Source organism: Paenibacillus sp. yr247 (genome assembly GCF_900103825.1).
Lineage (GTDB): Bacteria > Bacillota > Bacilli > Paenibacillales > NBRC-103111 > Paenibacillus_E.
This window is the reverse complement of sequence record NZ_FNIF01000036.1, coordinates 17,749-34,316: the sequence shown is the minus strand read 5'-3', so window position 1 is coordinate 34,316 and position 16,568 is coordinate 17,749. Positions and strand designations below refer to the sequence as shown.

At 39.7% G+C, this 16,568-nt stretch carries 19 protein-coding genes and 1 pseudogene; 10 read left to right on the top strand and 10 right to left on the bottom strand.

Annotated elements, in window-relative coordinates; all coding sequences use genetic code 11:
• The 4 genes from BLT91_RS28035 to BLT91_RS28025 all read right to left on the bottom strand — a co-directional run.
• Window positions 1-321: FUSC family protein (locus BLT91_RS28035; RefSeq protein ID WP_175532564.1), on the bottom strand; the 321-nt coding region annotated here is incomplete at its 3' end.
• A 654-nt stretch (window positions 322-975) separates the two neighbouring features.
• Window positions 976-2,103, bottom strand: coding sequence for a GGDEF domain-containing protein (locus BLT91_RS28030; protein WP_090827313.1), 1,128 nt, complete (start codon window positions 2,101-2,103; stop codon window positions 976-978).
• Entirely contained in the window at window positions 2,100-2,273 is a 174-nt protein-coding gene (locus BLT91_RS32070) for a hypothetical protein (RefSeq protein ID WP_175532563.1), read from the bottom strand. The genes BLT91_RS28030 and BLT91_RS32070 overlap by 4 nt, the downstream gene beginning before the upstream one ends.
• A 255-nt stretch (window positions 2,274-2,528) precedes the next feature.
• Complete coding sequence (locus tag BLT91_RS28025) at window positions 2,529-2,750, bottom strand: alpha/beta-type small acid-soluble spore protein (RefSeq protein ID WP_090827311.1); 222 nt, start codon at window positions 2,748-2,750, stop codon at window positions 2,529-2,531.
• A gap of 259 nt (window positions 2,751-3,009) precedes the next feature.
• Between BLT91_RS28025 and BLT91_RS28020 the strand changes: the two genes are divergently transcribed.
• Window positions 3,010-3,903: an ATP-dependent DNA ligase gene (locus tag BLT91_RS28020; RefSeq protein WP_090827309.1), complete on the top strand. Its 894-nt coding sequence runs from the start codon at window positions 3,010-3,012 to the stop codon at window positions 3,901-3,903.
• A gap of 114 nt (window positions 3,904-4,017) precedes the next feature.
• Here the strand turns inward: BLT91_RS28020 and BLT91_RS33250 are convergent, their stop codons facing one another.
• Both BLT91_RS33250 and BLT91_RS34070 read right to left on the bottom strand, forming a co-directional pair.
• Window positions 4,018-4,200 (bottom strand): hypothetical protein, encoded by a 183-nt coding sequence (locus BLT91_RS33250; protein WP_254777176.1) that lies wholly within the window; start codon window positions 4,198-4,200, stop codon window positions 4,018-4,020.
• Between the two features lie 3 nt (window positions 4,201-4,203).
• Window positions 4,204-4,302 (bottom strand): annotated as a pseudogene (locus BLT91_RS34070) (pentapeptide repeat-containing protein); the annotation flags it as partial.
• A gap of 320 nt (window positions 4,303-4,622) precedes the next feature.
• Between BLT91_RS34070 and BLT91_RS28010 the strand changes: the two are divergent.
• The 4 genes from BLT91_RS28010 to BLT91_RS27995 all read left to right on the top strand — a co-directional run bounded on the left by BLT91_RS28010 (window position 4,623) and on the right by BLT91_RS27995 (window position 8,806).
• Window positions 4,623-4,829 (top strand): DUF1657 domain-containing protein, encoded by a 207-nt coding sequence (locus BLT91_RS28010; protein ID WP_090827305.1) that lies wholly within the window; start codon window positions 4,623-4,625, stop codon window positions 4,827-4,829.
• 444 nt (window positions 4,830-5,273) lie between these two features.
• Complete coding sequence (locus BLT91_RS28005; RefSeq protein WP_090827303.1) at window positions 5,274-5,873, top strand: C40 family peptidase; 600 nt, start codon at window positions 5,274-5,276, stop codon at window positions 5,871-5,873.
• A gap of 222 nt (window positions 5,874-6,095) precedes the next feature.
• On the top strand, window positions 6,096-7,214 hold the full coding sequence (locus BLT91_RS28000) for an amidase domain-containing protein (RefSeq protein WP_090827301.1): 1,119 nt from the start codon (window positions 6,096-6,098) through the stop codon (window positions 7,212-7,214).
• A gap of 83 nt (window positions 7,215-7,297) precedes the next feature.
• Entirely contained in the window at window positions 7,298-8,806 is a 1,509-nt protein-coding gene (locus BLT91_RS27995) for an oligosaccharide flippase family protein (protein WP_090827299.1), read from the top strand.
• A gap of 82 nt (window positions 8,807-8,888) precedes the next feature.
• Here BLT91_RS27995 and BLT91_RS27990 read toward each other — a convergent pair whose 3' ends face one another.
• Window positions 8,889-9,146 carry a hypothetical protein gene (locus BLT91_RS27990; RefSeq protein ID WP_090827297.1) on the bottom strand — a complete coding sequence of 86 codons (258 nt, stop codon included), beginning with the start codon at window positions 9,144-9,146 and terminating at the stop codon, window positions 8,889-8,891.
• Complete coding sequence (locus BLT91_RS32065; protein ID WP_090827295.1) at window positions 9,143-9,358, bottom strand: hypothetical protein; 216 nt, start codon at window positions 9,356-9,358, stop codon at window positions 9,143-9,145. Before BLT91_RS32065 ends, BLT91_RS27990 begins: the two co-directional genes overlap by 4 nt.
• A 536-nt stretch (window positions 9,359-9,894) precedes the next feature.
• Between BLT91_RS32065 and BLT91_RS27980 the strand changes: the two genes are divergently transcribed.
• Window positions 9,895-10,905 carry a permease gene (locus BLT91_RS27980; protein WP_090827293.1) on the top strand — a complete coding sequence of 337 codons (1,011 nt, stop codon included), beginning with the start codon at window positions 9,895-9,897 and terminating at the stop codon, window positions 10,903-10,905.
• Between the two features lie 62 nt (window positions 10,906-10,967).
• Window positions 10,968-12,041: a TIGR03943 family putative permease subunit gene (locus tag BLT91_RS27975; RefSeq protein ID WP_175532562.1), complete on the top strand. Its 1,074-nt coding sequence runs from the start codon at window positions 10,968-10,970 to the stop codon at window positions 12,039-12,041.
• A gap of 64 nt (window positions 12,042-12,105) precedes the next feature.
• On the opposite strand, the gene BLT91_RS27970 is transcribed toward BLT91_RS27975, so the two are convergent.
• Both BLT91_RS27970 and BLT91_RS33245 read right to left on the bottom strand, forming a co-directional pair.
• Window positions 12,106-12,543 (bottom strand): Fur family transcriptional regulator, encoded by a 438-nt coding sequence (locus tag BLT91_RS27970; protein ID WP_090827290.1) that lies wholly within the window; start codon window positions 12,541-12,543, stop codon window positions 12,106-12,108.
• Window positions 12,544-12,821: 278 nt separating this feature from the next.
• The gene (locus BLT91_RS33245) at window positions 12,822-13,022 is read right to left on the bottom strand and encodes a hypothetical protein (RefSeq protein ID WP_254777175.1); all 201 of its coding nucleotides are present in this window, start codon (window positions 13,020-13,022) and stop codon (window positions 12,822-12,824) included.
• 13 nt (window positions 13,023-13,035) lie between these two features.
• On the opposite strand from BLT91_RS33245, the gene BLT91_RS27965 reads away from it, so the two are divergent.
• The 3 genes from BLT91_RS27965 to BLT91_RS27955 all read left to right on the top strand — a co-directional run bounded on the left by BLT91_RS27965 (window position 13,036) and on the right by BLT91_RS27955 (window position 15,562).
• Window positions 13,036-13,770, top strand: coding sequence for a metal ABC transporter solute-binding protein, Zn/Mn family (locus BLT91_RS27965; RefSeq protein WP_254777174.1), 735 nt, complete (start codon window positions 13,036-13,038; stop codon window positions 13,768-13,770).
• Window positions 13,771-13,888: 118 nt separating this feature from the next.
• Window positions 13,889-14,692, top strand: coding sequence for a metal ABC transporter ATP-binding protein (locus tag BLT91_RS27960; RefSeq protein ID WP_090827286.1), 804 nt, complete (start codon window positions 13,889-13,891; stop codon window positions 14,690-14,692).
• A 27-nt stretch (window positions 14,693-14,719) separates the two neighbouring features.
• Window positions 14,720-15,562: a metal ABC transporter permease gene (locus tag BLT91_RS27955; RefSeq protein ID WP_090827284.1), complete on the top strand. Its 843-nt coding sequence runs from the start codon at window positions 14,720-14,722 to the stop codon at window positions 15,560-15,562.
• Window positions 15,563-16,568: the final 1,006 nt, after the last annotated feature.

Here is a 16,568-nt window from a genome sequence, read left to right as displayed (position 1 = left end):
ACTTAAACGCAAGGCATTAGATATCATCATTCCGAGCAAAATCACAAGAAAAATAGATAATGTCTCTATACCGAACCAATGCCCGACAAGTAAACTGACGGCGACTCCGAGAATGATCCCTACTGTTCGTTGCATAGCTTTTTCAAGAGAATCAGCAACCGTAATCTGTACCGTTAAAACAGCGGCTAATGGCGCAAAGTATGGGTAATTATTAGACGTAAACTGAGTTGCCACTTCCCAAGACAAGGCTGCCGCGAGAGTTGTTTTAACGGTTTGTAGTATCATACCGAAACGCATCGGAGTATCGTAATGTAGCTTCAAAGTCCCATTCCTCCCAAAGCTTCAGCGAGCTTCTTCCGCCAAAACTTGCCGTTACTTACGGTTCTCCGCGTTGGCAGTAATATATATTAGACCAATTCCTACTTTCCACAATGGTTCTTTCCCGTTATGTACATACCCGAACCATCTCCAGCCTTCTCGCGTACATGAGAAGGTTGCATCCACTGATTTTCAATCTGAAAGCAGCGCAGACTAGGACGATAATATTCGTCCATGACTACCGCTGCTTTTTTTGTTCCGTTCCATTGAGATGCAATACTTTCATCAATGGTATAAAATCAGGTCCATGTAAATACGGTTTAGATGGCTTAGAGTCAGGATTTTATCAGGCCGCTTCCACGCCTGATAATGCTTGTTTGTAGGCGTTGCGGGTACTGCCACAAGTTTAGTTTAGTGATGATTTATTATTTTCAAACCCTATTTAGTTGCATGTTCATTAATCTTAGCAATTAAATCATTCCTATAAATCGAAGCACTGAATGGAATTTCTCGCTTTATTTTCCACTAACAATCTTTATTTTCCTGCACCGTTGGAACAACTATCCGAAAACCTCAGTAAAATCAAGGCTTTGTAAGGATACGTTTACTTTTGCAAATTTCACTAACAGACTTTATTTTCCTTCACCACTTCCTTCATTAAATTACTGCTGTTGTTGCTGCAAACCGAACAACCTTGTTCTTCCCTGTCGTCTTAGCCCGATACATCGCTCCATCCGCATTTTTGATGATTTCTTCTGTAGTCATCCCCCGCTCAAAAGTGCAGTACCCAATACTTGCAGTTACGTGGGGATTTGTCTCTTTTTCAATCCGGAAACGAATTCTCTCGGTCAGTTGCTTCATATCGTGGGATACATCAGTAATCAAGCAAACTAATTCTTCTCCTCCATAACGTCCGGCCATGCCGATCCCATCGAGCTCTTCTTTTAATATAGACGCGACCTGCTTTAGGACATCATCACCGGCTTTGTGACCTTTCGTATCGTTCAATATTTTGAAGCTATCAATGTCCAAGAACAAAATGGAAAATGGCCGCCCAAGACTAACGGCTTTGTCGACAGATGAATAAAAATGTCGCCGATTATAAAGCCCCGTTAAAGCGTCTGTAATCGAAGATATGTACGACTTCTGCATCACTTCGATAACCCGCTCCAGTAGGATGAAAAAAAATATCGAATATGTAACAACAGGCAGGGTATTCAAGAAAAACGGCATCCAGGGATAATTGGCTTTGGCAAGGAATTGAGCATAAAATCGAATCGCATCCGTCAAAAAGAGCAGTGCCGCGGCCCATCTAAATTTATAGTCTTTGCCAATCTTCCCCCCGAATAAAACAAAGGCACCAGCAATTAATAGAAGTTTAGCGATGTGCTCAATCCAGGTTGGGAAGAAAAAGGTCATGGCCGCCGTAAGACCACATACTCCGAATACGAGCCACTGCACCTTTGCTGAGATAAAATGATACAGCTGATAAAATCCAATAATCATGATAATAATGGCACAATCCCCTAAGACAGTAATTCCTCGACTAACTAGTGGGGTACTGAGAAAAGGAACATGAGGATTCCCAGTTAATGCTTGTGTAATCGTCAATCCGTGATTGATAAGTGTGAGGAATAATGCAATTGATAAAGTAAAGTACGACGTCTTCTTCCGCTGTTTATAGAGATTCAGGGTAATCAAACACATCAGAATTAAGATGGGCAATAAGATTAACGATGAAATAATCGTTCCCTGCTGGCCAGAGAACATGTCAATAAACTTCATTCTCCATTCCCCTTTTCTTCCAGATACTCAACGATCTCAACCAAGACAAGCTGCTGCAACTCTCCTGCCCCAAGACAAGCAAAGCAGCTAAGGCTATTTATCGAATCCCCTTCACATGTGGAGCAAGGGATTCGTTCAAATTGTTTCGTATCCACTACCAGCGCTATCATACTGCAGCACCCTTTCTTCGAAAAAATAAGGGCACACCGTTTTTAGCGGCGTGCCCTTGAGTCGTTCTCCCGAGGCATACTGTTTAAAGTAATTATATTGTAAAATCTATCTATGTGACAACCCTATTTTATTCACTATTTTCATGGTTCTTTCCATAAATATATCTATAAGTTGTTATGAGAACACAAAAAGACTGTATTCACCACAGAAGGAAACGGTGAGAGCAGCCTTTTTTGCTTGCAAATATCATCAAATTAGCGTCTGATGCCTGCTGCTGAGCCTGACAATTGTTGTTCAGCGATTTGTACCAATCGTTTAGTGATATTGCCTCCAATGAAGCCAGCATCGCGTGTAGCAAGGTTTCCATTGTATCCAGTCGGCGAGAGCGCTATGCCCAATTCTTGCGCGACTTCGAACTTCAACTGGTCTATCCCTGCTTTTGCTTGTTGTACTACCAATGTGTTTCTGCTTGCCATGATGTTATCACTCCTTTTCTTGGTGTATTCGTATTATGTGGAGTGAAAGGATGATTTATACATTCACATCTTGCTATAGTTTAATGCTCCTTGTCCCTTAGCTCTACTTAAGATTTGAACTAATGCATCAATATCTTCTTGTGCCACCGTTCTTGGTGTTGAAATGCGCGGTCTCTAGGAAAAACGTTCATGCATGCCCATTAGTTTCGACTCTACATACTGCAACCAGCACGGTATAATTACCGTAGAGGTGTTATCTATGTCACCAAAGAAATCTACGAACTTGCAAGCGTTTCTTCCGCCAATGTTGCTCGAGAAGGTAGACGCCCCCTTTGATAGCAATGATTATATCCACGAACCAAAAATTGATGGAATTCGACTATTGCTTTCACATACTCAGGGTGTGACACGTCTGTTCACACGCCATAACAATGACTACACAATCCAATACCCAGAGTTATTATCTGTTCCCTTTACGGAAGATATCTTAGTAGATGGCGAAGTCGCATGTGTAGATCCAAACTCCGGAGCAATTTGCTTTGAGTCTATCATGGAGAGATTTTCGGCAAAGAAAACGGATAAAATTCGCCGGCTCTCAGAGAAATTACCTGCGAACTACATCATTTTTGATATTCTCCGATACAAAGGAGAGGATCTTCGAGGCCTACCTTTAGTAAAAAGAAAAGAGATTTTAACGGACATTGTCTTACCCGCGAATCCACATATTTCGAAAATACCGTATTTTGATGGTGCAGGGATTGCATTGTTCAAACAAATAAGATCCCAGGGATGGGAAGGAACGGTTTCAAAGTTAAAAAATAGTACTTATGTAGGCCATCGTTCGTCAGAATGGCTTAAAATAATAAACTGGACGTACATTGATATATATATCACTGGATCTCGCAAAGGTGATTTTGGATGGCTTGCTTCTATCCCTGATAGCAATGGGAGCATGAAACCAGTCGGGATAATTGAGTTAGGTGTTACACCAAAACAGCGGAAGGCTTTCTATAGCGTAAAAGACAGCCTGGCAGCTGCTGAGGACGACGAATACGTCTACCTGAGACCTGAGCTTAAAGCGAAGGTAAAAATAAGGAATTGGACTCGAAAAGGCTATTTACGCTCTCCAGCATTTGTGGAGTTTGTACTATAGGTTATGGGGGATGAACGATGAAATATCATGTGATATGTAAAACCACAGGGGAACTAAAAACTCTTAAGCACACAGAGGTAAATGATGTGGTTTAAGATATTAACTGCGTCTTCTTTAGTGCTGTTCTTTTTCTTCGACTGCCAGATTTTTAATTTTCATGGTAGTTGAGCAATCTACAGCATTACGCAGCCATTGCCGCATTTCTTCTCCCTCAAGCCTCTGAGGTGCACCTTCTGGACCTACATTAATCCAAGCAGCATGGATTGTGTCAATTCCCGATGCCCCTCGCCCTCGCAAATCAGCATTAAATAAGCGAGCATTTTTGAAATACGCTCTTTCGAGATTTATATTTCTAAGAATAGCATTCTCAAGATTTGCCTCTCTAAAAGAAGCCCTTATTAAATAGACATTAGATAGATCGTTTTATACAAACTAGCCTTAACAAATGTTGCCTTATCTTAAGCCATAAAACCTTTAATCCTACATACATGAATAAAGAATTACCGATAAACTTGAGTTTGAAGTGAAAAACCCGTTAGATGACATCATCCCTAGTTGTTATCCCATTGAACGGTTCCAGAAAAAAAATAGGTGACCTCTCCCCAGTCGAGTTGGGGCTGGTTTTGAACTTGCTGCATTTGAATCCTAAAAATTCATTATTTCTAACCAATACGCCATATTATAAAAGTATTTTATTTTACAAATGGAGAGTGAAAAGAATGACAGTTGCTTTACAATTGAAAACAGCCGTAGCTTCATTGAAAAGTGCTCAAGCGAGTTTTGAAACATTTGCTTTGAGTACCCAAAATCAACAAGCAAAAACATTGTTCACTAACGCCGCGCAGCAGACTCAGAATGTTATTGACCAAGTTAATCCTCGTGTGCACCAAATTGAGCAAGAAGAACCGCAATATAAAGGATTCTAATTCTAACTGTAAAGAGTTTATCCAAAAATAACTCAGAAAACGAAAATTCCCGTTCCACTTTGTTTAGTGGTTCGGGAATTTTTATGTTAAATTATTCTGATTTATTCATTATTGCTTTTTGGCATCCCCTTTTCGGATTTAACAACTCTACTGGATGCATAATTAATAATTGTTTCCATTTAATCTTTTTCATTATTGAAGCATTGCTCTTGAATTAGCAACCCTTAAATTCTTCAAAATCAACTAACTAATTGAATTCGCTAAAATTCACCCTAATGTTTTCGACGCGACGATAACAGCTAGACCCGATTAAGCAATGCTTTGATCCTATCTTTTTTTAGCAAAGAAAAATCTCTACTTTTTTCTGGCTATATAGCCACCATTTACTTAGAGTAGATATTCTTTTCAAAAATCACACTAAAACTATCTATGGGAGGTGGTTATATGAAGCAAAGATTATATAAAAATATAATAAAGATACTATTAGTCCCTACTTTTATCTTTGGGGGATTGTCCGCTTGTAGTTTTAAAAAAGGGTCTGATGTAACCGATGGGGCTAAACCCTACGCTGCTAATGATGTGAGACCCATTAAGGTTAAAGAAGCGGCAGATAAAGCCCAATGGGAAGTGACTGCTGATGCGATTATTGCAGAGGGGGTTCGTTATGTGGGAGCGCCCTATGTTTACGGTGCAGAGAGATTTAATGATAAAGCGTTCGATTGTTCTTCTTACGTTCAATATCTTTACGCTCAACAAGGTATTCAATTAGGCTATAACGCAAGAGAACAGGCAGTGCAAGGACAAGAGATACCGTTTATAAATTTGCGCAAAGGAGATATCATGTTTTTCTCAGATGAAGATTTTCCGAACGAAACAGGATTAAATAAAGTGCGACATGTCGGCATTTATATGGGGGATGGGCATATACTCCATACCTATGAACAAGGAACTGGAGTAATCATTAGTAATATTCATAAGGATAAAAAAGAAGGGGAGTATTGGTATCAGCATTACCTGCTTGCCAGAAGAGTAATCTCGGGTTAGGCGCGAATAGAAATGTAAACCTTCTTTGTTTTCACCGACTAAGGGGCAGTTCGGGACGAATTCTCCCCGGCTGCTCTTTTGTTACCAAAACTTTATTGGATGTTTTGTTTGCGGTTAATTCAGTTTTCATGGATACGATTCCTTGGTAAGCGTCAAAATAGGATGGGCTAGTCTTTATATTTATGTCATGTTCTACCGGAGGTATCTATTGGAGTTATGAATATGAAACGTTTGAATTGGCTTATGATCATCTTGGTCGTACTCCTTTGTCCGGTCCACATTTTTGCTACCGACGCCGACGATGAGACACAGGATATACGCGCTTTCTTAATAAACCTATTCAATGAAAGAACCCGGTTTTTAATTGATCAAAGACCGGAAGCTATCAATCGTTTTTATGAAAAAACGGACAAAATAGGCCGGTATGCATATGAGAATGAACTGTTGAGGGGCAAATACATCAATACTTGGGCGGAAAAAAGGGGCATCGTTTTTTCCGTCGCGAAAAGCAGCATCCGAATTAACCGCATCAAAAAAGAAGGGAATCAGGCTAGGGTTTCGTTAAACCAAAGCTTACAATTAAGCTATGAGTACAAAACAGACAACTACAATTCCCAGTTCTTCGGCATAGGAACAAGGCATGTATTGACACTTAAAAAAATGAATGGAGAATGGTTGGTCCTCCGTGAATGGTATACCGATCCGCTTACGGAAAATCCGAAACTAATACCAGAATTCAATGGATTTCCAAATCCCTCTTTCTTGAAATCCGGAACAAATATCGTACAAACCGGCGAATTAGCAAAGAGAGGATACAATAGAGAACGGGCATTAGAATATGCCAATAAATATGCAGGTGCTGCATGGGGGGCTGGTAACGATCATCGTTATAATAAAAAATATTTTGATTATACCTATCAGGGAGGAGATTGCACCAACTTTGCTTCTCAAGTGCTCGGGGATAAGGACGAAGGCGGCGGATTGCAAATGCTATCAGGTTGGCATTACCATTCAGAGGGGAGCCAAGCTTGGGTACGGACGGATTCATTCAAAAACTTCGTATTGCATAGCGGGTATGGCAGACTCGTCGCCAAAGGCTATTTTACAGATGTAATTAAGCCTACTGAGAAATATTCGGGCGGAGCTGTTGCGGCATTAAAGCCGGGAGATTTAATTGCTTATGAAATGAATGGGGATATCGATCATTTTTCGATCTTGGTTGGTTTTGACTACCATGGATATCCGCTTGTCAATTCCCATACAGCGGACCGATATCGTGTGCCTTTCGACCTCGGGTGGGATAAAAACACGAAATATTTATTGATTCAAATTAATGATTGACTTGTCTCACCTCGAATCATATCTGAGTGGCTTGTGCAATAAGATAATTAGGACAAGGCGTTACAGATATTTGAGGTGAAAACATGAGATTACCCGAACTGGCAACACAGATGGCACTTCGTACGGGTGCCATTTTCCTTGTAAAGGTACTAGGCTTTTTTGCGCGAATTATGTTATTCCGGTTGCTCGGATCCGAAGGTATTGGACTTTATCAAATGGCGTATTCTGTGTACGCGCTTATCCTTACCTTCATTATAGGAGGATTTCCTACGGCAATTTCCCTTTCTACTGCTAGGGATCGTAAACAAGGGTGGCAGTTATTTAAAGGATCGGCCATTTTTCTTGCCTTGTCTGGCGTGGTGTTGGGGTTTTATTGTTTTGGTCTTGCAACACCTATCTCTCTACTGCTAGGCGATGCTCATCTTGAATTCGCCTTACAATGTATTGCACCGGCTATTGCTATCGTACCGTTTCTCAGTTTCTTACGCGGGTTCCTGCAAGGAATGGAATATTACGGATTAATTGCGGTGTCAGAGATTATTGAGCAGTTGTTTCGCATTGCTGTGATGATTATTATTACAACTGCGTGGTTACGGTTCGGTATTCCTAATGCTGTCGGGGGCTCGATGTTAGGAGCTCCTGCTGGTGCTTTTATAGCCTTATGCTTTTTGCTGATCGTTCTAGTAAGTTCTACCAATCACAAACTGAATTTTAACAATAAAAAAACAACTTCGCAGCGGTTGAAAAAGCCTAGTATTTTTTTGTTTATCTTTACGTCACTTTCCATTCTTGCTACGCGTTTGATTGTTCCTGTTTCTGATTTTCTCGATGCTATCATTATTCCGCACCAGCTGCAAGCTGCAGGTATGAGTGTCTCCGATGCGATTTCCGTTTACGGTATTATTACAGGCATGGCTACAACGATAGTGTATATGCCTACGCTCGTTATATTTGCTTTGGCCTACACTTTATCTACCAAAATAACAACAGATTGGCAAGCAGGACGGCAGGACCGATTTGTTAGGCGTATAAGATCAGCGATGGAAATCGCTTGGCTCTGGGGATGTGGGTCTGCATTGGTTTTGTTCTTTTACGCCAATGATCTTTCGAACTTGTTATTTTCGAACGGTTTAGCGGAAACTGGTATTCGCTACATGTCATTGGTTCCCTTATTGTCAGGAATTAGAGAACTTTCTACCATTGCTTTGTGGGGAATCGGAGATAAAAAAACACCTCTCATTGGGCTAATCATCGGTGTTATTTGCTCGTTGACGCTCAATTATTATTTAATCGCCATTCCCGGATTCACCTATGCGGGAGCCGCCATCGGGATACTTTCCCTGGAATTGATTGCAGCCTTATGGAATATGAACACACTGAGAACCTATACGAAAGGGATCCTAAAAGGATTAACTTCCAGTACGATAGTCATCATCTTATTTTTTGCTGTAAGCTTATTTTTAGCCAAACTGACATTTCAAGTTATTCATCTACCCCGCCAATCTATTGTTGAAATGATGCTCATATATGGTTGCTTGATCTTCTATATTTTAATGCGTTTCCTGAAAAATGAACGTCGCCTTATTTTATGAACGAACGTCATTGTCAAGACGAATACGTTGTTTACATATCAACATTGAGCTAAACCTTGATAAATAAGGTTTTTCACCCATTTTACTCGCGGAAGTAAGCCAAGTATCCCCTTATATGATCTAATATGATTAGAGCCAATGGTATCGTCGGATATTCAAATACAGATTTTTTCAAAGTAATGATACCTTTAATGTGAAAGTTATCAAGTAAGAACACTCTCACCGGTAATATCAACATCGATGTTCGCGGGGTTACCGGCCAGAACAGCCTTCGTACGATAAAGTTCTTATCGTCTCCATAAATGACTAGCTTATCACCACTTTCAACGGAATTTTTCATTTGATCATCAGTCCGAATACACCTGTTAAATGTTTATATTGCGAATCAAGGTTATAAACAAGGTAAGCTCCCTCATCTTGACTCGTATAGCTTCCACCAATTGAATTTCCGATGCCTGCATTATATGGTTTGCTCGCAAGCGAGAATGGCTTATTACCATTCCACTTGTCCCAAATTATTAAAATTAAATCCTTCTGTATTTGCTCTTGCATAAGACAGATCTGTCAGCATTACCGTCCCTGGTACAGGCTTTTTGCCAATGTAGACTGTACTCGTTTTACCGTCATAATCAACCGGCACTATCGTTTTTCGTTAGCTTCATAAGCCGTCAATATTTGCTCTATTTCTCTTACAATCATCAACCACTCATCTTACATACATAAGATTTGGCAACTACAAAAAACACTAACTAGTTTGTAGTTTTCGGCTACCGCGGAGTTTTAATCAGAAATAAATCTAGTTTTCATCTTGATTTAAGGAATTACGCCTATTATAGACTCGACCCATCTATTCTTCTCAGCGAGCTTAGTACTCATTGAATGCTTGAATGGTCGCATTTCACCACATTACTGAGTTGAGCCTACGTAAACTTCGCTAATCTCTAGAGATATTATAAGGCAGACGCAGTCATTGAGAAATAAGTACAGCGTTCGCGTTATGGAAGGAGTGATTTCGGAGTCTAGTCTTATATACGAATTTTTTGCATAAGATAAAATTATCGTAAACTTAACTAATAGGAGCATTCTCTATGCAAATATCTTTGATTAGGTGGAGCAGAAATGTAATTTTCACAATTAGCGTTCTTTTTCTTCTCTATATTTTTTTACATAATAACATTCGGATCCCTTCTCTTTTGGAATCTAATACGCTTCAGACCTTTAAAACGATGTTTATCAGTATTATTTTAGAAGCAATTCCGTTTGTTCTGCTTGGCGTTGTTCTATCTTCAATCCTGCAAGTCTTTGTTTCTGAAAAGCTTATACAACGCTTGATTCCTCGAAATCCAATTTTAGGAATCATATTTGCTTGCCTACTTGGAATTATTTTTCCCGTATGTGAGTGTGGAATGATACCTGTTGTCAGGAGGCTTATTCAAAAAGGAATGCCGGTTTATGTCGCGGTGGTATTTATTTTGACTGGACCTATCATTAACCCGGTCGTTTACGCTGCAACATTTATGGCTTTTCGCACACATCCCGACCTTTTATATGCACGAATGGGACTCGCCTTTATTGTCGCAAGCTTCATTGGTCTTATCTTATATAAAACCATAAAAAAGAGTCCATTAAAGCGAAGTTTGTCCAGTTTTCACGTCATTGGTTCAAGTCATGAACATGATCATGACCATAATCATAATAAATTATCATCTATGCTCTCACATGCAGCTGAGGAATTTTTTGAAATGGGGAAATTTCTCATGTTTGGCGCCATGCTGACTGCACTCATTCAAACCTTTGTTGTACGTGAAAGTCTTGTTTCCATTGGTCATGGCGCTATTATTTCTCACCTTTTCATGATGGGATTTGCTTATATTTTATCACTATGTTCTACTTCTGATGCATTTGTGGCCTCTTCTTTTCTGAATACTTTCTCAAAAGGATCGTTGCTTACTTTCATGGTTGTAGGACCTATGCTTGATTTCAAAAGTACACTTATGCTTCTCTCTGTTTTCAAGAAAAAATTTGTTTTGGTGCTCAGCCTACTTATTGCAGTATTCACACTTGCCGGGTCTATGATTATTGAACATTTTTACTTTTAATTTAAGTATTGCTAATGCCTACGAAGCCAGTTTTTCTTACTAAAACTCTAAGGAGAGTTAACATGGAACATAGTCACACAAAAACCTCACATTACTTTCTTCGTGCAATCATTTTATTAGGATTTGCAATGTTGATTGTATACCTTGTTAAAACAGATAGTTTGATTTTCTATATCGCTCCTCACATGCAAAAATATGTCGAATACTCAAGTATTTTGCTTTATGCAATAGCCATTTATCAGGTATATCTCGGCATAAATTCGATCTGGGGTAAAAATTCTGCTTCTTCATGTGGTTGCGAACATCCCCCATCTAAATCACCTGTTAAAAATACGATAGCTTACAGTTTGTTTATACTACCTTTATGTTTAGGATTTTTATTACCAAGTACGGCTATGAGCAGCTCATTGGCTGATAAAAAAGGCATGAATCTCACTACAAGTGTTGCAGCAAAAAACATTACGAAACAATTAGCGGCATCAACTGTTTCATTAGATAACAGTGTTCAACAAACAACTGCAAGTACTTTATCTTCTCCAACGCCAATACCAACAATCGAGCCTTCACCCGTTAAGGAATCCAATCAATCAGGATCTGAGGCCAGTGCAACCAAAAGTCAAACAACTCAATCGGATAACACAGTCACATCAGCGCCTTCTGACGAGCAGTTGCAGAAAATGTTTAAAGCGCCTGATGAATTTTCGGAAGACTTCTCTAAAATGGGATTGATTCTATACAAAAGGGATCTTATCACAGTTAAACCGGAAATTTATATGGAAGTCTTATCGACAATTGACCTGTTCAAAGAAAATTTTATTGGTAAAAAAATTGAATTAACCGGTTTTGTATACAGGGAAAAGGAATTAAAAACCAATCAAATCATTGTTGGCAGATTTGCTGTATCCTGTTGTTCTGCAGATGCCTCCCCTTATGGTGTACTTACCGAATTTCCGACAGCAAATAATTTAGCTAAAGACTCTTGGGTCAAAGTTACGGGTACAATTGAAAAAGGGAATTATAATGATAACGACATTTTTAAAATTCACGCTACAAAAATCGAGAAAATTCCAAGTCCAAAGTCACCGTATGTGTATCCTAACTTTGATCCGTTACCTGAACTAAATAAAAATGAATAGAAAATAAGAAAAAGGGCAGATGGACTTTTCCATCTACCCTTTTTCTTATTTCCGTTCAGCAACTTTAACTGAGTTCCTCTGTTTTACACTCTTCACAAATTCCATAAATCTCAAACCGATGATTGACGATATCGAAATTTCCAGGCAGTCCCTGAACGTTCCACATAGGACAATAATCAAAGGTTACTGTCTTTTCACAATTCACACAGATTAGATGGTGATGATGGTGCGTTGTGCAATTAGCTTTAAATTTCAATCCGCTTTCCAGAAAATAAAACTGCTCTAATACGCCCATCTCGCTCAATAAACGTAAATTACGATAAACGGTGTCAAAACTGACACCCGGATAATCCTCGCGCAAATACTCGTATACATCTTTGGGTGATAAATATCCTTCTGATTTAGCAAAAAGTTCTGCAAGTCTACGACGTTGCTCTGTTATTCGCCAGCCTTTTTTAACCATAGAATCGAGCATATTTTGCAAAGTAAATGCATCGGTCATATTCATTAGCCCTCGGAAGCAATCTTATTTATGTTCATAGTGTAAGATATCACGCTTTTATGTCAACAGTACTGGGTTCTCCACCCAACTTAACCGACTTATTCAAACTCTTATTAATAAAAATTACTATCTTGACAGCCATAATGATAAAGATTACTATTATAGATATTCGTAACTTTTACTATTATATCATGGTTACATACTTAAACAGATATATTTTGGGAGAGGAATAATGAGATGAAAACCAGAGACACTGCTTATACTCGCAAGACTATAACTTACTTAACCGCTGCCTTTTCCTTGTCTTTGTTAGTATCAGGATGCGGGAATTCATCCAAACCTAGTGAGGCTGCAAAACCAAGCAGTACGCCTACTGAAAATTCCAATACAGCTTCTACAACCGCAAATACCCCAACGCCTGCAACTAAAATCAAGGTCGTTGCTGCTGAAAATTTCTTAGGTGAGGTTGCAGCTGCCATAGGTGGAGATCGTGTGGAAGTTGCCTCCATTATCAATAATCCTGATGCGGATCCACATGCTTTCGAACCTACAGCTGATACATCAAAAGCTGTGAACGATGCTCAGTTCGTTGTTTATGTGGGAGTCGGTTATGATACATGGATGGATAAACTTCTGAAAGCAAGCTCCTCCTCCAGTTCTAAAACTATCATCGAAGTCGGAAGCGAGCTCCTCGGTAAAAAAGACGGAGATAACCCTCATGTATGGTATGATCCCACTAGTATGCCAAAACTTGCAGATGCACTTGCAGATAAGCTAGCCAAAGTCGACCCAAGTCAAGCAGACGCCTTTAAAAAGAGAGCCCAGGACTACAAAACCAACTTGGCACCATTAAGTGACTTGGTTCAAAAACTCAAGCAGTCCTCACCATCACCTATAGCCGTTTCAGAACCGGTGTTTGAATATATGTCTGAGGCTCTAAATTTCAAAGCTGTAAATCCTAAGTTCGCCAAAGCGATTGAAGAAGAAGCAGATCCCGGTCCAGGAGATATCGCCGCGTTACAAAATGACATTAAAGAGAAAAAAATTAAATTCTTCGTTCAGAATACTCAAGTGGATAGCCCCACTGTAAAAAATATGGTTGACCTGGCTGCTAAGAATGGAATCCCTATCGTTCATGTTACAGAAACAGAACCGCAAGGAAAAAATTACGTACAGTGGATGACTGATCAATTAAACGAAGTCAAAAATGCTATTGGTGTAAAATAAAAATCGAAATTATAAACACACTTAATTAAACTTTCTCTCAGCGAGAGAGTTCTTTTTTTTCTCTAAATAGTGATACAATAATAAACAAGTCTTTAATTTCAGAGGATGGTAGATCTAAATGGGCTGTGAAGTTTTGATTGAGGATGTCAGCGTACATCTTGGCGGACAACAAATTTTGAACCATGTATCCTTTGCCTTGCAACCGGGAGAATTTCTGGGAATTATCGGACCAAATGGCGCGGGAAAAACTACATTATTTCGAGTGCTTTTGGATATGATTAAACCTCAAAGCGGTGATGTGCAATTCAGGAATAGCAATCATCAATCGGTAACACCCTCTTCAGTAATTGGCTATGTTCCACAATCTCGCCAAATTGATCCTGAAACTCCAATGACTGCTTGGGATTTCGTTCTTATGGGTTTGCCTCACAAATTCCGTCCATGGTCAACTGCAAACGATAAAAAAATTGTTGCAGAAGCGATGCGACTAACGGATTCCTACCATTTAGCCAATAAGTCGGTAGGAAAATGCTCAGGCGGAGAAAAACAACGTATTTTTTTAGCCCAAGCCCTGGTAAGGAATCCTCAAATACTCTTGCTGGATGAACCGACTTCCAACTTGGATCCTGGCGCTCAAGAACATATGGCTTCGGTTGTAGCTAGGATTTGCCGGGAACGTGGAGTTAGCGTGATGTTCATCAGTCATGATATTAACTTGATTGCAAGATACGCACACCGGATTCTTTATTTAACTCATGGACATTATGCGGTTGGGACTGTGGAAGAAGTCATGCAGCCTGAAGTACTGAGCAAGCTCTACGGGAACTCAGTAGAAATCATGAAGATGGGGTCCAAACTGCTGGTAGTTTCTACGGGTAAAGATACCGTTCCGCCAATCTGTTTCCATGGAGAAGCTCAGTAGTTTCTGCTTAGAAGGAGGTAACGTTTCGTGTTTCATTATGATTTTATGCAACATGCCTTTGTTGCTGGAACGATTGTAGCGATTATGTGCGGGGTAATCGGAGTATTTGTCATTGCGAGGAACCTCTCCTTCATTGCCCATACGTTTTCGCACATAGGTTTTTCAGGAGCATCATTTGCCGTTTATATGGGCTGGCATCCACTTTCCGGGCTTCTTTTATTTACTGTAGGCAGCGCACTCGCCGTTGGACAGTTAGGAGTTAAAGTATTTCGCCGTGATGTCTCGATAAGCGTTGTACTGAGCATTTTTCTGGGACTCGGGATCCTATTTCTGTCCTTATCCACCAAACAGGCGAGTACAATGTTTTCGTTGCTTTTCGGTAGTGTAGTCGGAATCAGTTATCAAGATGTTTGGGAATTAGCAGCTCTTGCGGTAATCGTACTGCTCATTCTTTGCATTGGCTACCGGATGCTAAAGTTCGATTCATTTGACCCTTTAGGAGCTCAGGCGGCTGGCCTGCCGATACGTTTGATCTCCATTGGATTTCTGCTCTTGTTATCCGTAGCCGTTGCGGAAGCCGTTCAAATCGTTGGGGCGCTTCTTGTTTTCACACTCATGACTACACCTGCCGCGGCTGCCAGATACTTAACTCATTCCGTTCCCAAAATGATTATTTGCTCCTCAGTCATAGCTGTGCTGGGGGTTTGGGCTGGAATTATACTGGGTTACTATTCGAATGCCCCTGTCAGTTTCTACATTACCGCTGTTGAAGGAATCTTATACTTTGCGGCACTAGGCTGGCACAATCTTAGAGAAAAAGTACAGGTTAAAGAGGCCGCCCCCTCACCTCAACCCGAAACTGCTAAATAATTATTTAATGTACTCTCAAGTTCATACTTTGAGAGTACATTTATTTTACTGGAATATGCTCTTAGCATAGCCAGAAGTTTACTCTTGTCTTAAAGTATCACTTGCTCCAAATAGTTCCGATCAGACGCTCCTTCTTTTGATATTGCAATATGTTTTCGCACATACCGTCTACCAGGCTTCTCGCTTCTCGTATGACTATTCCCTGTTCTTTTCGTTCAGAAATTGGTACTAGATTATTTGTCACTTAGCCTGGATTCAAAATTTCAATGATATACTTGCCACCTGATCTAAATCGGCACAGTTTTTTCATGATCTCGGGTATTTTTAATACTCTTAACGGAATCAATATCCTTTATCGACACCTTCGTCTCCAAATCCTCTCTACGGGAAACTTATCTCAAAAAATCATGATGGCCATATTCTTTGCTGCGCTGATTGCGGATCAAAACCCACTAGAGGTTCAACTCAAGGGAAAGCTCTCATCAATCTTGGACCGTAATATTTATAAATCTATCTATTTTGGATCACAACTTTTTCGATCATTCTGCATCTAATTGATTGTTGGAATTTGTCGAAAATAATACAACTATGAGGTGCATAATGAAAAAGGCGCTCTTCCTTCTATTTCATCATCCAGCAACTTCAAGCGCCGCTGATTTGACCCAACTATTTTTAAATGGAACAAAGGTAAGCACCCAGGTCCCTCCACAAATCATTAAAGGCAATACAGTCGTTCTTTGTCATTCTTAGGTCTAACAACAACATCACCTAGGTTATTTGATTCGGTTGGTTCGATACCAAGCAATTGCGTAACTTCTTAAGAACCAGAGCTTCTTAATTTTCATGGGAGTTTATTACCCTTCGATATATATATAATATGACTTTATTGGCAATCGGACGATATTCTTGTCACCCGACAATATGTTCATTGCTAATGGAATAATTGATTGATAAGCTATTACAAAAGGGCTAGATATAATCCCGTTAAATTTTTATCCTGCAGAAA

Bases quoted from the DNA above. Each gene is read 5' to 3' on its own strand.
- BLT91_RS28030 (WP_090827313.1), bottom strand. From the start codon at position 2,103: ATGAAGTTTATTGACATGTTCTCTGGCCAGCAGGGAACGATTATTTCA.
- BLT91_RS32070 (WP_175532563.1), bottom strand. From the start codon at position 2,273: ATGATAGCGCTGGTAGTGGATACGAAACAATTTGAACGAATCCCTTGC.
- BLT91_RS28025 (WP_090827311.1), bottom strand. From the start codon at position 2,750: ATGGCAAGCAGAAACACATTGGTAGTACAACAAGCAAAAGCAGGGATA.
- BLT91_RS28020 (WP_090827309.1), top strand. From the start codon at position 3,010: ATGTCACCAAAGAAATCTACGAACTTGCAAGCGTTTCTTCCGCCAATG.
- BLT91_RS28010 (WP_090827305.1), top strand. From the start codon at position 4,623: ATGACAGTTGCTTTACAATTGAAAACAGCCGTAGCTTCATTGAAAAGT.
- BLT91_RS28005 (WP_090827303.1), top strand. From the start codon at position 5,274: ATGAAGCAAAGATTATATAAAAATATAATAAAGATACTATTAGTCCCT.
- BLT91_RS28000 (WP_090827301.1), top strand. From the start codon at position 6,096: ATGAAACGTTTGAATTGGCTTATGATCATCTTGGTCGTACTCCTTTGT.
- BLT91_RS27995 (WP_090827299.1), top strand. From the start codon at position 7,298: ATGAGATTACCCGAACTGGCAACACAGATGGCACTTCGTACGGGTGCC.
- BLT91_RS27990 (WP_090827297.1), bottom strand. From the start codon at position 9,146: ATGAAAAATTCCGTTGAAAGTGGTGATAAGCTAGTCATTTATGGAGAC.
- BLT91_RS32065 (WP_090827295.1), bottom strand. From the start codon at position 9,358: ATGCAAGAGCAAATACAGAAGGATTTAATTTTAATAATTTGGGACAAG.
- BLT91_RS27980 (WP_090827293.1), top strand. From the start codon at position 9,895: ATGCAAATATCTTTGATTAGGTGGAGCAGAAATGTAATTTTCACAATT.
- BLT91_RS27975 (WP_175532562.1), top strand. From the start codon at position 10,968: ATGGAACATAGTCACACAAAAACCTCACATTACTTTCTTCGTGCAATC.
- BLT91_RS27970 (WP_090827290.1), bottom strand. From the start codon at position 12,543: ATGACCGATGCATTTACTTTGCAAAATATGCTCGATTCTATGGTTAAA.
- BLT91_RS33245 (WP_254777175.1), bottom strand. From the start codon at position 13,022: ATGGCAGCTGCAACCTCACCTAAGAAATTTTCAGCAGCAACGACCTTG.
- BLT91_RS27960 (WP_090827286.1), top strand. From the start codon at position 13,889: ATGGGCTGTGAAGTTTTGATTGAGGATGTCAGCGTACATCTTGGCGGA.